General features: G+C 49.5%; 8 protein-coding genes. All 8 read left to right on the top strand.

Going from position 1 to position 14,087, the window contains the following annotated elements:
• Positions 1–3: 3 nt before the first annotated feature.
• The 8 genes from gnpA to LRP49_RS15805 all read left to right on the top strand — a co-directional run bounded on the left by gnpA (position 4) and on the right by LRP49_RS15805 (position 14,078).
• The gene (gnpA, locus tag LRP49_RS15840; RefSeq protein ID WP_274143277.1) at positions 4–2,184 is read left to right on the top strand and encodes a 1,3-beta-galactosyl-N-acetylhexosamine phosphorylase; all 2,181 of its coding nucleotides are present in this window, start codon (positions 4–6) and stop codon (positions 2,182–2,184) included.
• 111 nt (positions 2,185–2,295) lie between these two features.
• Positions 2,296–3,627 (top strand): anaerobic sulfatase maturase, encoded by a 1,332-nt coding sequence (locus tag LRP49_RS15835; protein WP_274143276.1) that lies wholly within the window; start codon positions 2,296–2,298, stop codon positions 3,625–3,627.
• A gap of 132 nt (positions 3,628–3,759) precedes the next feature.
• A complete protein-coding gene (locus tag LRP49_RS15830) occupies positions 3,760–5,514 on the top strand; it encodes a DUF2264 domain-containing protein (protein ID WP_274143275.1) in 1,755 nt (584 codons plus the stop codon).
• Between the two features lie 32 nt (positions 5,515–5,546).
• A complete protein-coding gene (locus LRP49_RS15825; protein ID WP_274143274.1) occupies positions 5,547–7,469 on the top strand; it encodes an ABC transporter substrate-binding protein in 1,923 nt (640 codons plus the stop codon).
• A 75-nt stretch (positions 7,470–7,544) separates the two neighbouring features.
• Entirely contained in the window at positions 7,545–8,603 is a 1,059-nt protein-coding gene (locus tag LRP49_RS15820) for an ABC transporter permease (protein ID WP_274143273.1), read from the top strand.
• 11 nt (positions 8,604–8,614) lie between these two features.
• Positions 8,615–9,763, top strand: coding sequence for an ABC transporter permease (locus tag LRP49_RS15815; protein WP_274143272.1), 1,149 nt, complete (start codon positions 8,615–8,617; stop codon positions 9,761–9,763).
• Positions 9,764–9,767: 4 nt separating this feature from the next.
• Entirely contained in the window at positions 9,768–11,471 is a 1,704-nt protein-coding gene (locus tag LRP49_RS15810; protein ID WP_274143271.1) for a dipeptide ABC transporter ATP-binding protein, read from the top strand.
• A 117-nt stretch (positions 11,472–11,588) separates the two neighbouring features.
• Complete coding sequence (locus LRP49_RS15805) at positions 11,589–14,078, top strand: polysaccharide lyase 8 family protein (protein WP_274143270.1); 2,490 nt, start codon at positions 11,589–11,591, stop codon at positions 14,076–14,078.
• Positions 14,079–14,087: the final 9 nt, after the last annotated feature.

The raw sequence follows: 14,087 nt of genomic DNA, 5'->3' as shown, positions 1-14,087 counted from the left end.
TTCATGGCAAACGCTACCCAAGGCCATATGACACTGCCTGTAGAAGTCGGGCAAGAAGAAGTCGTTCTAGATCTATACAAACGCTGGCAGGCAGATGCACTGCGTGACAGTGACGGCACGACCATGCCGGATTCTCTGGCAGAGCAAGACTGCGACATTTATTCCGTGTTGTGTATTGTTCGTGCTGATCAGGCGTATGCCAAAGCGCACCCTGAGTATCTGCACCGTAAATACTTGTCTTCGTTCCCAATGACGGCCATGACCAATGAGCTGGTGATCAAGCCGCTAGAAGGCTACTGCTCAGAGAAATACGAGCTGGATAACAACAGTGATCCTAAGCGTCACTGGGAAGTGCGTAACCGTACTACCGGTGACGTTGTCTCGGTTGATCAATGGGATTTTGATGCTGAAAGCGGCACCGTGATTGTGCGTGAATGTACGCCATACCATGAATACACCGCGTCAGTAATGGTCCGTCAGGTGTGGGACAGTGTGTCCATGTACAACGCACTGACCAACGGCTGGACGGGTGACAAAATCCGCAGCCTTGACCCTTATCACCCAGAGTGTCGTGCACACCTGAAGCGTTACTTTGCGCAATGGCTGGAAGATCATCCAAATACGTCCGTTGTTCGCTTCACCACGTTTGCGTTCCTGTTCGTGATTGATGCGAACGAGCAAAACCAAGATATCTACCGTGACTGGACAGGCTACGGCGAAACCGTGAGCCCAGAAGCACTGGATGATTTCGAAAAAGAATACGGCTACCGCCTGACGCCAGAAGACTTTGTTGACGCGGGTTACTACAACGGTACCTACAAAGTACCAAGCAAACGCTACCTAGACTGGATGGCATTCATCCAGAAATTCGTGGCAGATTTTGCTGGCGAATTGGTGGGTATGGCACACGCGGCAGGTAAAAAAGCGGCGATGTTCCAAGGCGACCACTGGATTGGTACTGAGCCATTCCTGCCAAGTTACCAAGAGATTGGTATCGACATTAACGTCGGTGCAGTTGAAGACGGTGTGGCACTACGCCGCTTGACCGATTCTGCTGGCGACCAAGTGAAAGAAGCGCGTTTCTACCCTTACTTCTTCCCGGATGTCTTCCGCGAAGGTAACAACCCAGTGACTGAATCTATGTCTAACTGGGTGAAGATTCGTCGTGCGATGCTGCATAAGCCGCTAGATCGTATCGGTTACGGTGGCTATTTATCACTGGCGAACAAGTTCCCACACTTCATTGACCATGTGACTCAAATTTCTGATGAATTCGGTACCTACCGTCAAAACAGTGCGGGCACCGAGTCGGCGAAAATCGGCGGTAAAGTTGCAGTATTGAACGCATGGGGCCTGGCGCGTTCTTGGCTACAGAACCAAGCACAAGATCAGCGTTTCTACGTGCCACCTCGTCCAGATGTCATGGAGCTTGTGGGTAACAACCCACTGGAATGTTTGGCTGGCTTACCATTTGATGTGGAATTCATTAGCTTCGAAGACATTCTGGCTAACGGCATCGCCGATGACATTAAAGTCATCATTAACACCGGTGATGCAAACTCAGCGTGGAGTGGCGGCGAATACTGGGGCAACCCACAAATCGTGACTGCGTTGCGTGAGTTCGTGGGCAAGGGCGGCGGTTTATTGGGTATTTGTGACCCATCGGCGCACCTGCAAAACGGCCGTTTCTTCCAACTGGGCGACGTGCTCGGTCTGGAAAAAGAAACGTCACTGACCATGGGCCGCGTTGCTCAACCTGTTCAACTGGACGGCGAACACTATCTGGCGCAATGCCTGACCGGTGAAGAAGACTTCGGTAACTTGAGCTACGTGTACTCTCAAGCGCATGACATGAGCGTGATTGCGTCACAAGGTCAGCACCTTGCGATGACGGCACGTCAATACGGTGAAGGCCGTTCGGTGTACCTGGGTAACTTGCCGTTCTCAATGACGAATGCGCGTTTGCTGCAACACGTTCTGGTGTGGCTGTCTAAGTCAGAAAATGAAAGCTATGCATGGCTGTCTGATTCTGCGCTTGTAGATGCGTGCTACTACCCAGCAACAGAGAAGGCGACGGTCGTTAACTACAGCAGCGAACCACAGCAACTGCAAGTCACTGACAAGTCGGGCGAAAAACAAACAATTACACTCGAAGGTTACGAGTGGCGTTGGATGGATGCCTGATCTGTGATTTGCTACGCAGTCTAATCGCAAAATTATCCATATCTTACGGGCGCAACTTCGGTTGCGCCTTTTTTTTGGTCATCAGGTCGAGTGACGCTGATGGATGTACACATGAGTGATCCCATGCAACGCAGTAAAAACAATCCGCAGCAGCTTAACGTCCGTTCTATCGAATCTGGTTCTTTGCACCCCCTCTATCACGCGTTAGCGGCACATGCGGCGAAATTGCCGGAACCGCGTCATTGCTACACCATGGCGAAGCCTACGGGGTCGGTTTGCAATCTGGATTGTCGTTACTGTTTCTACTTGGAAAAAGAAAAACTCTACCCTGAACGCCAAAAAAACTGGCGCATGGATGATGAGACCCTGTCTCGCTATATCGAACAACAGATGGATGCGCAGGAAGGGCCAGAAGTGGTGTTTTCCTGGCAGGGCGGCGAGCCTACCCTGATGGGGATTCCGTTTTACCAAAAAGCGTTCGCGCTTCAGGAAAGCTATGCTGCGCAATTGGCGAAAGGGGGCAGACATGTCTCGGTTGTGAATACCTTTCAAACCAACGGCATAAAAATCGATGACGCGTGGGCGCAGTTATTTGCTGAACATCAAGTGCTGGTAGGCATTTCGATTGATGGCCCTCGTGAACTGCATGATTGCTATCGCGTAAAACGAAACGGCGAGCCGACGTTCGATAAGGTAATGGCGGCAATTGAGGTGCTTAAGCGTCATAAGGTGAGGTTCAACACCCTGACGGTGGTACACAACGAAAATGCGAATTATGCCCGAGAGGTTTACGAATTTCTCATCAGCACAGGCAGTGAGTTTCTGCAATTTATCCCCTTGGTTGAGCGTGCGGCTACGGAGTCCGGAGAGGGGTTGAATCTGGTCTTGCCCGATGAGAAAGATGCTGCTGTCACGCCTTGGTCGGTGGGAGCTGCGCAGTTTGGCCATTTTCTAACAGACATTTTTGATATTTGGGTGACGCGCGACGTTGGCCGAGTGTTCGTGCAATTGTTTGACAGTACATTGGCGAGCCATTTGGGGTACTCGGCAACACTCTGTTCCCATGCGCCTCAATGTGGCAGCAATTTTGCCATTGAAGCGAATGGCGACGTGTATGCCTGTGACCATTATGTGTATCCGGAACATAAGCTGGGCAACGTTCACGAAGACACGCTACGTACCATTCGAAACAGTGTTGAGAATCGTGCGTTCGGCTTGGCTAAAACCGCACACCTGAGCGATAAATGCGTGAAATGTGCATGGCGATTTGCCTGTCACGGCGGCTGTCCGAAACATCGTTTCGTTTTTGATGGTGAATCGTCATTTCCTCTGCATTACCTCTGTCCTTCATATGCCCATTTTTTCTCGCATACCAAGGAGAAAATGACACAAATGGCGGCATTGATTGTCCGAGGTAAGTCACCGATATTCATTATGAAATAGCTTTTGGATCACACTTTTCGAAGTGACTTAAACAAAAACATGATCCAGTCGAATTTAAAAATGAAAAGATGTTTTGAAAATAAGAGAAAAGCGTTTAAATAATTCCATCTGAAGTTTGTGGAATTAAAAAAGATGTACGCTTTCAACCAATTTGCTGCTGATGCTACCTTCACTCATCGTGACGAAACTGTTTCGGTGTTGGCAGCACTTATCAGTCAACACATGAAAGCGTGTCTGCCTGAACAAGCCGCTTTAGCTGATTCCCCAAACCGCGCACATTTTGATGACCGCGCTCAGAACCTCGAAGGTATTGCTCGTCTGCTTTGGGCAGCAGTGCCACTGGCGAGTGAAAAGCCTGAAGTACTGAGCGTGCTGCGTGACGCGGTCGAAAATGGCGTTAACCCTGCTCACCCTGCCTACTGGGGTGATGTGTCCGACTACAACCAACGTTGCGTTGAAATGTCGGCGATTGCATTGGCGATTGTTGACCAAGAAGCCTTGTTCTTCCGCGCGATGTCTGAAGAAGGGCAGGCTAACACGGTACGTTGGCTTCAGGCGGCATCCTACATTCAAATCCCAAACAATAACTGGCACTTTTTCCGTGTACTGATCCTGATGGCTCTTCGCCACATCGGTGCAAATTTTGATGTAGACGTGCTGAAAAACGACCTGAAAGAAATCGACGATATGTATCTGGCTGAAGGCTGGTATCGCGATGGTCGTAGCGGATGCACAGACTACTACAACCCGTTTGCTTTCCATTATTACGGATTGGTGTTTGCCCGTTGGGTAAATGGTGTTGTCGATCGTCACTCTTCGGTGCTTGCGGAATTCGCCCAACTCTTTATTCATCGTGCAGCTCTCTTTGCGAAGTGCTTTTCCCTGTGGGTAGGCAGCAACGGCGCATCAGTGGCATACGGCCGTTCGATGACCTATCGCTTTGCGTCTGCGGGCGTTTGGAGTGAACTGGCTTGCTACAGCGCGGCTCTGAAAAATGTCGGCTTGAGCGTCGCTGATATGAAGACCTTGTGGGCGAACAACATCCGCTGGTGGAGCCAGCAGCCAATCATTTCAGATGGTCTTCTGAGCGTGGGGTATCGCTACCCGAACCTCATCATGAGCGAAATCTATAACAGCCCTATGTCCCCGTTGTTGGCACTGAAAGGCTTTGCGGCGGTTCGTCTGCCAAGCTCTCATCCGTTCTGGCAAGAAACAGAAAACCAAATGCTTCACAGCAATGGTACGCAATTGCTGGAAAAGAACCGCCAAATCATTACTCGCCAAAATGGCACGAGCTTCCTGCTTTCAGGGGCACCGAGTGCGGCAGAGTTGCGTAACAGCCACGACAAATACCTCAAATTTGCATACTCATCTGCCCATGGATTTTCCGTAGAAGCACTGCGTTGGATTGAGCAGGGCTTTATGGGTGACAACGTCATGGCCTGTAAACACCCAGAAACGGGCGAGTGGTTTTTCCGCACCGCATTGCTGAAAAGTGAGCTTGTTGAAAACACCCTGATCACCACGTGGAGCCCATTCTCGGGTTGCACCGTGACGACCAAGCAATGGATGGAAGGTGGCAAAGAATGGCGTGCTCACCACATTGATGCTGACACATCGTTTGAATTCATTATGTCCGGTTATGCCGTCGACACCTGGGTGAAATGCATTGGTGCGCGTGAGAACCGCCAAAGCGCACGCATCGCGGGACACGAGTACAGCAGCGACATTCAATTACACGAAGGACAAGGCAGCTATGACGTTATGCCTTGTGCGCCAAATACGAATCTTTGTTTTGCACAAGCAGCAGTGCCCATCATCTACGGCAATGTGCCGCAGGGAGAAAGCCGCTGGTTAGTGTCAGTTATTTCAGAAAAACAAAATTAAACAATTACATATAAAACTCCCTGGAGAACCCAATGAAAGGTAATATCCAAACTCGCAAGCGTACCCTACTTGCCGCTTCCATCGCTGCGTTACTGGCTTCGCCAGCTTTCGCCGCTCAGTTCAATGAAGCACCTGAGCTAAAAGCTCTGGTCGCAGAAGGTAAACTACCTTCCGTTGAGCAACGTCTGCCAAGTGATCCTTTGGTTGTGACACCATTTGAAGCCGTAGGCCAATACGGCGGTACAATGAACCTTGTGGGCCTGTGGGGCGACAACGGTCACCGTATGCGCATCCTGGGTAACAACAACCTGTTCTCTTTCAACCACACTTACACCGACGTTGAGCCAAGCTTGGCAACCGGTTACGAGTCAAACGCAGAAGCAACGGAATACACCATTTTCCTGCGTAAAGACATGAAGTGGTCTGACGGTTCAGATTTCACCGCTGACGACATCGTTTACTACGTGAATGACGTACTGGGTGACCCTAACCACGCAGGTAACCGCCCGCTTTACTTCAAAGATTACTCGTCTGCAAAAGCAGAAGCCGTTGATAAACACACGGTTAAGATTTCTCTGACTGAGCCAAACGGTCTGTTCATTCGCCAATTGGCGGGTGTTGACGGCTCTAACATCGCTGCGTTTAACAAAGCCTACTGTTCTAAATTCCAACCTCAGTTCAACGCAAACGTAGAGAAAGAAGCGAAAGCGGAAGGCTTCTCTTCATGGCGTGAATACTACGAAGTGAAATGTCCTGCGCATTACTTCACACCGTTCTACGCAAATGCTGATCGTCCAACGATGGCACCGTGGATTGTTGAAACACCACCATCAGCAAACGCGCCGTTTGCAGAATACGTACGTAACCCGTACTTCTGGCAAGTGGACACGGCGGGCAACCAACTGCCGTACATCGACTCCGTGAAGTGGACTTTCTCTGAAAACAAAGAAGAAATGTTGCTGCGTGCAGTTGCAGGCAAAACAGACTTCCAATCTCGCCACATTGATAACGCAGCAAACCGTCCAATCATCTTCGGTAACGCTGAAAAGTCTGACTACAAAGTCATGCTGCGTCCTGAAACACGCATGAACGTGTTGGTTCTGGGCCTGAACCAAAACGCGAAAGATCCAGTTAAGCGTGAGCTTTACTCGAACAAAGACTTCCGTATTGCGCTGTCTTACGCGATTGACCGTTGGGACATCAGCGAAACCATCTTTGGTGGTGCAGTAGAACCGTACCAAGCGGCTCCGCTAGAAGCGTCTCCTTTCTACAGCGAAGAGTTTGCTACTCAGTACACTGACTTCGATCTGAAGAAAGCCAACAAGATGCTGGATGACCTGGGTCTGACTAACCGTGACAAAGATGGCTACCGCCTGATGAAGAACGGTGAGCGCATCCGTATCGAAGCGTTGAGCACCACGCTGGTGAAACCAGAAACCCGTGATGCGCTGGAAATGGTGAAAAAACACTGGGATGAAATCGGCGTCATGCTGGATGTCCGCATTGTTGACCGTTCACTGCAAAACTCCATGCGCTTTGCTAACGACTACGACGTGATCCCATGGTACGGCGACGGCGGCGTGGGCATCATCGATGAAGCGCGTTGGTACATGCCTTACTCACCAGAATCTACGTTTGGTCTGGGTTGGTACAACTGGTCTGCAAACCCGAACTCAGATTCAGCGGTTGAGCCACCAGCGGCCGTGAAGAAGCAAATTGAGCTGTACAGCGAGCTGCGCAAAACGTCAGACAAGAAGAAGCAAAATGAGCTGATGCAGGAAATCATCAACATTGCTCAAGAAAACTTCTACGCGATTGGTACGGTGACTAACCTGCCTAACACTGTGATTGTTAACGAGAAACTGCGCAACGCACCAGAAGGTATGCCTGAGTCTTACAACCTGATGACGCCAGCACCAATGCGTGTCGGTCAATTGTGGTTCGATAACAAATAACAATAAAACAGAGGATGGCGAGTAATCGCCATCCTATATCGATTAGCAACACAATTTAGGAATTGGGGAATTGAAATGAGCAATTTCTTAATAGGTGCACGTGACCAGTTGGCGTCAACCGTTGCACCGTTTTTCGAGAAGCATCCTCTGGTGGCAAGTGGTTTATCACGCCTCGGCTTGATGATGTTTACCTTCTTTTGTATGTCCATCATCATTTTCTTGGTGATCGACTTGCCAGAGGGCGACTTCGCAACTGCGAAGATTGCTGAACTCCAATCGCTGGGCCAAACCGTTGACCCTAAGATGATTGAAATTCTCCGTGAAACATATGGTTTGGATAAGCCAATCCTTGTGCGTTACTGGGCGTGGTTCTCGGGTCTGATGACCGGTGACCTAGGGATGTCTCTATCCACTCAAGAGCCTGTTTGGGACACGATTAAAACGCGTTTGCCGGTCACCCTGCTTCTGATGTCAGCGGTACTGGTATTCATGTTTGTTACCGCGATTCCAATCGGCATTTACTCTGCACTTCGTCCTTACTCAGTCGGTGACTACGTCGGCACCATTATCGGTTTCCTGGGTATGGCAACGCCAAACTTCGTGATGGCGATTATCGCTATCCTGATTGGTTACGAATATTTCGATACCGTGATTACCGGCCTGAACTCAGACGAATACCTCGGACAACCTATGTCTTGGGGCAAGTTCTGGGATTCGGTTCAGCGTAGTTGGGTATTTATTTTGGTTCTGGGCACATCGGGTATGGCCACCATTATCCGTAAAGTACGTGCGAACCTGATGGAAGAAATCAACAAACCTTACGTGACAACGGCACGTGCAAAAGGGTTGAGTGAGCGCGAACTCACCATGAAATATCCAGTGCGTCTGGCACTGATCCCAATTGCTGCAACGATTGGTTGGAAACTGCCTGTACTGCTTGGTGCTGACATCATTGTTAGCCAGGTAATGAACATGCCAACGATGGGTACGCTGATGCTTCAAGCGTTGGAAAAACAAGACATGGTATTGGCAGGCGACATTCTGCTCATCATGGGCGGCCTGACCATTCTCGGTACGCTGATTTCTGATGTGCTGCTTCGTTTGATTGACCCACGCATTCGTGCTGGCGCGTAGAGGAAAGTGACATGAGTGCTTTAGCTATCGTAGACAAACTGAATATTTTCAAACTGAAAAAGCTGGATAAAGAGACGGCAACGGCTTCCCAGTTAATGATTCATAAATTCCGCAGCAACCGCCTTGCTTGGGTAAGTATGTGGTTTTTGCTGGTGGCGTATATCGTTGCTATGCCTTTTGCGGAATTCTTTGCCCCGTTTGAGTCGGGTGACAGTTGGCGTCGATACACCTTCGCGCCACCGCAAGAAATGCACCTGATCGAAAAAACCGATGACGGTTACAAGTGGGCTCCGCACCTGTCTGTTTACAAAGTAAAAACAGACCCGATGACACTGCAAAAATCTTACGAACTGGATGAGAACAAAAAAGCCTACTTTGAGTTCTTTGGTCAAACCGATGAATACCACCTGATGGGCTTCATTCCAATGACCACCAAGTTCATTGTTCCAGAGGATAAGAAGCTGCCGTTCTTCTGGCTGGGTTCTGACCGTATGGGTCGCGACATGTTGTCACGCGTTATCCACGGTGCACGTATTTCCCTGTCAGTCGGTTTGATGGGTGTGTTTTTCAGCTTGGTTATCGGTATTACCGTCGGTTCTATCGCCGGTCTGAAAGGCGGTTGGTTTGATACCGTGACAAACCGCATCATGGAAGTAATCAAGGCTATTCCAACGCTGCCGCTTTGGATGGCACTGACTGCATCGCTACCACGTGAGTGGGACAGCATCACCAAATACTTCCTCGTTACCCTGATTTTGGGTTGTGTGACCTGGCCGGATATGGCGCGTGAAGTGCGCTCCCGTTTTATGTCACTGCGTAATGAAGAGTTTATTAATGCAGCGTGGCTGGACGGAAACTCACAAACGTCGATTATCAGCCGCTACATGGTTCCTAACTTCATGGGCCACATTATTGCCGCCGTTACGCTGGCAATCCCTGCAATGATTTTGGGTGAAACCTCTCTGAGCTTCTTGGGCCTTGGCCTTCAGGCTCCGGTTGTGAGCTGGGGTGTACTGCTTCAGGAAGCGCAAAATATCCGCTCAGTAGCGGAAGCCCCTTGGCTGCTTTACCCCGCAGGCTTGGTGGTCGTAGTAATTCTGGCAATGAACTCTTTAGGTGACGGTTTGCGAGATGCAACTGACCCTTACCACGAGGCATAACGAGATGACTGATAAAGTATTAGAAATTAATGGTCTGAACGTAAGTTTTGATAGCACACTGGGTTCTAAGCACGCAGTAAAAGATGTGAGTTTTGACATTGTTCGCGGTGAAACGTTGGCAGTCATTGGCGAGTCAGGTTCCGGCAAATCGGTCACTTCAAAAGCGATTCTGCAGATCCTTGGAAAAACGGGTCACATTGACTCGGGTGAAATCATGCTGCATGTCGATGGCTCAAAAGTAGACATCACCACACTGAAAAGTGACAGCATTGAAATGCGCCGTATCCGTGCTGAGCGTATTTCACTGGTATCTCAGGAGCCGATGAGTGCGCTGAGCCCAGTTCATACCGTGGGCGATCAAATCAAAGAGACATTGTTCCTTTGCAATAAAGGCCTGACGAAAGAGCAAGCTCACCAAGAAACCATTAAGTTGCTGGGGCAGGTATTACTGCCTGACCCAGAAACATTGATTGATAAATACCCGTATGCGCTTTCCGGTGGCCAGCGTCAGCGTGTTTGTATCGCCATGGCGATTGCAAGCCGCCCAGATATTCTGATTGCCGATGAGCCAACAACCGCACTGGACGTGACCACGCAAGCAGAGATCCTTGAGTTGTTTGCGAAGCTTCAACGCGAAATCAACATGTCTATTCTGTTTATCACCCATGACCTTGGTGTGGTCGCGCAGATTTCAGACCGCGTCGTGGTCATGAAAGATGGTGAAGTGGTTGAGCGTGGCGATGTGCGCCAAATCTTTGAAAACCCGCAGCATCCATACACGATTCGTTTGATGGACGCGACCAAGCGTCTTGAAATGCGCTCTGCGTTGAAAGTGCCTTATGACGCCGAAAAAGCGACCTGTAAGAAGCCAATTATCGACGCGCGTAACGTGTACAAAATTTTCGAAAATGGCGGCGGTTTCTTCAAGAAAGGCAAAGAACTGGTTGCGCTGGAAGATGTGTCTGTCGTGGTAAACCAAGGTGAATCACTCGGCATCGTTGGTGAGTCTGGCTCAGGCAAATCGACATTGGGCCGCGCGATTCTTGGTTTAGGTCATGCGACGTCAGGTTCCATCCTGTATCACGATCCAAGCCGTGATCTCGATGTGGATCTGGTTAACCTAGAGCGTAAGCAAAAAGATCATCTGTTTGTCGACCTGCGCCTGATTTTCCAAGACCCAATGTCTTCGCTTAACCCGCGTATGACGGTAGCGGACATTATCCTTGAGCCGCTGCGCCAGTTAAGACCAGACCTGACCGAAGACGAACGCCGTAAAGAGCTTCATGAAGTGATGGACTGGGTGGGCGTTCACCGCGATTGGGCGGCACGTTACCCACACGCATTCTCAGGCGGTCAGCGTCAACGTATCGTTATCGCACGCGCGCTGATCACGCGTCCGAAACTGGTTATCGCTGATGAAGCAACGGCAGCATTGGACGTATCGCTACGTTCTCGTGCGCTGGATCTTCTGATTGAGTACCAAAACCGCTACGGCACTTCCTTCATTCTTATTACTCACGACATCGCGACGGTTAAGTATTTCTGTGACCGCATGGTGGTGTTGGAGAAAGGCAAGATTGTTGAGCAGGGCACGGTGGATCAAATCATCAACAATCCTCAGGAGGCGTACACCAAACGTCTGATTGATGCAGTGCCAAAGGCAGAACTTCCGCCTTTGACGACGCAACCTGAATTGCTTACCGCATAACGTAAAACAATAAAAATAATAAAGAAAAAAACTTCCGGAGGCTCGAAAGAGCTTCCGGTGGCTAGTTGCACCCGAAATTCAACATCCAAATCCAAAAACAATAGAGATAAATACCCTATGAACATCAAAACCTCTGTACTCGCTTTAGCGATTGCTGCGGCACTCGCTGGCTGCCATTCGGACTCTGAAGACCTGAAAAACCCGAGTATTGGCGTTGACCCTGAAATTCCAGCGGTCATCGATTACGACTTGGCCGTGAACAATTGGGCTTCGTTGTGGACACCACCAAACACGGATGACGCGCAATATCAGCTAATGATCGAAGCAAAGCTGGAGACAGCGGCAAAGTCTTACACAGGATTTACGAAAGACAACGCTGAGCACCTTTGGGCAGATTTGCCGCTTTACAAATTTTATGACAAAGAAAAAACCGTTGACGCGATGAAGACCAAAACGTCGTTCGTGCGTCTACGTGATTTAGCGGTCGCGTACACCTTAGGCGATCCTAGTTTTGCAACTGAGGAAGTGCTTGCCGATATCCTGTTCGGTATGGAGTTCTTGCTTAAAGATTTCTATAACGCAGACCTCATTCCGCATAAAAAAGACAACTGGCATGAGTGGGAAATCGGTACGCCGAAGATCATCCATGACATTGCATCACTGATTTACGAGCACGTTCCAGAGCAGATGATGAAGGACATCATCGCGGCGTCTCGTGCGCAACTGCCTGATCCTACTAAGCAGTATGCGGGTAATTCCCCACACAATGACATTACCAATACTGGTGCAAACCGTGTAGATACGTCCATGGTCGTGCTGCAGCGCGGCATTTTTGATAAGAACATGGACGAAATAAAGCTCGCTCTTGCTGCTATGCCTGAAGTACTTGAGCCTGTGACGCGTGAAGACGGTTTCCACGATGATGGTTCCTTTATTCAGCATGAAGACATTCCTTACATCGGCACCTACGGCATGATCTTGCTGTCGAACATTTCTCGCATCATGGTGATGCTGGATGACACGGGCATTTCGCTGGATGACGAACGCTACAAACTGGTTGATGAGTACCTGTTCAGTGCGGTAGAGCCGTTCTTATACAAAGGCCAAATGATGGAAGCTGTTTCTGGCCGCGCTATTGCTCGTGGTTGGTCACAGAATAAAGGCGAAGGTCGCGGAGCCTTGTCTGTTCTACTTCGCTATTACGATTCTCGCGAAGGCGAAGTGAAACAGCGATTGGGTGGATTGATCAAAGAGCAACTGCAGACAGACACTGACGCGTTCTTTGAAAAAGCGACTGACTTTAAAGTGTTGGATGTGGCAGAACGCATTCTGAATGACACCACCATTGAAGCGGCGGGGGAGGTTCAAGGTAACTTCCTGTTCCACAACATGGATCGCATGGTACATCGTGGTAACGGCTACGCGTTGTCTGTATCGCTTCACTCTGACCGCATTGGTAACTACGAATGTGGTGCAAACAACACCGAAAACACCCGCGGTTGGTATACCGGTGACGGTATGGTTCATCTTTATGATGCTGACCACAATCAATTCACGGATTGGTACCCTCTGGTTGATCAACGCAAAATGCAGGGTGCAACAACAACGGTCGAAAATATCGGGAACTGTAAGGGTCGCAATACTTGGGGTAACAAGAAGAAAGACATGAAGTGGGTGGGTGGTACATCGAACGGTGAGTTTGGTGTGATTGCGGCTGACTTCTTTAATTCAAGCCAAGGTGTTGATAGCGGTAAGTACTACGAAACATTTGCGAAAAAATCCTACTTTGGTTTTGACGATGAAATCGTGATGTTGGGTTCGGATATTCGCTCAGAACGTAATAATTCCTGGTCCGTTGCTACCCACGTTGAAAACCGCAAGCTACTGGAAGGGGCGACGAACAAAATTACGATTGATGGCAACGTATGGGCACCAACCGTGCCTGCAATTGGTGCCTCTCCAGACTACGTGGCCAAGGATGCACTCAAAACGTATCACGTAGAAGGTAACGTTCCAGGTTCTCAATTGGGTGTGTACCTTCCAAATGGCGACACGTTCAAAGTTGGTATTTACGCCCGTCAGGGGAATTGGAAAGAACTTTATCCGTTAAACAGCAGCAAGATGGCCGACACTGCTGTGAGTGGTCATGTTCTACAAACATGGTTCCCGCACGACACAACGGGTGGCCGCGCAGCCGAATACGCCTATGTGATGCTGCCTAGCCACAGTGCTCAGCAAACCACGGACTACGCAAACAATCCGGATGTTGAGATCGTGGCACAAACAGCAGGCCTTCATGCGGTTGTTGAAAAGACGCAACACGCCATTGCAGCCAACTCTTTCAGTGTAGAGGCACAAGAGAGCACACACGTAAATACTCAAGGTGAGCTGTCAGTGTTGATGGTTCAGGAAGGCGATATTGCGAAAGTTTGGATAAGCCAGCCGACGCGAAGCAACCAAGCGGTAAAAGTGAGCTTCCCTCAATCACTTGGTTATGAAGTGATTGAAGACAGTGCTAAACGCGTAACGTCTGTAGGTAATGATTGGCAAGTCGATACCAACGGACTAGACGGCGAACCGTACTTCTTCTCATACCGTATTAACTAAACCTGCGTT

The sequence above is a fragment of the Enterovibrio qingdaonensis genome (assembly GCF_028683135.1).
Taxonomy (GTDB): Bacteria; Pseudomonadota; Gammaproteobacteria; order Enterobacterales; family Vibrionaceae; genus Enterovibrio; species Enterovibrio qingdaonensis.
Note: the sequence above shows the minus strand (reverse complement) of the source record. Positions and strands in the feature narration are given on the sequence as shown.

What these genes read in the sequence shown, in the direction of transcription:
- gnpA (WP_274143277.1), top strand. Translation starts at nt 4, where the DNA reads ATGGCAAACGCTACCCAAGGCCATATGACACTGCCTGTAGAAGTCGGG.
- LRP49_RS15835 (WP_274143276.1), top strand. Translation starts at nt 2,296, where the DNA reads ATGAGTGATCCCATGCAACGCAGTAAAAACAATCCGCAGCAGCTTAAC.
- LRP49_RS15830 (WP_274143275.1), top strand. Translation starts at nt 3,760, where the DNA reads ATGTACGCTTTCAACCAATTTGCTGCTGATGCTACCTTCACTCATCGT.
- LRP49_RS15825 (WP_274143274.1), top strand. Translation starts at nt 5,547, where the DNA reads ATGAAAGGTAATATCCAAACTCGCAAGCGTACCCTACTTGCCGCTTCC.
- LRP49_RS15820 (WP_274143273.1), top strand. Translation starts at nt 7,545, where the DNA reads ATGAGCAATTTCTTAATAGGTGCACGTGACCAGTTGGCGTCAACCGTT.
- LRP49_RS15815 (WP_274143272.1), top strand. Translation starts at nt 8,615, where the DNA reads ATGAGTGCTTTAGCTATCGTAGACAAACTGAATATTTTCAAACTGAAA.
- LRP49_RS15810 (WP_274143271.1), top strand. Translation starts at nt 9,768, where the DNA reads ATGACTGATAAAGTATTAGAAATTAATGGTCTGAACGTAAGTTTTGAT.
- LRP49_RS15805 (WP_274143270.1), top strand. Translation starts at nt 11,589, where the DNA reads ATGAACATCAAAACCTCTGTACTCGCTTTAGCGATTGCTGCGGCACTC.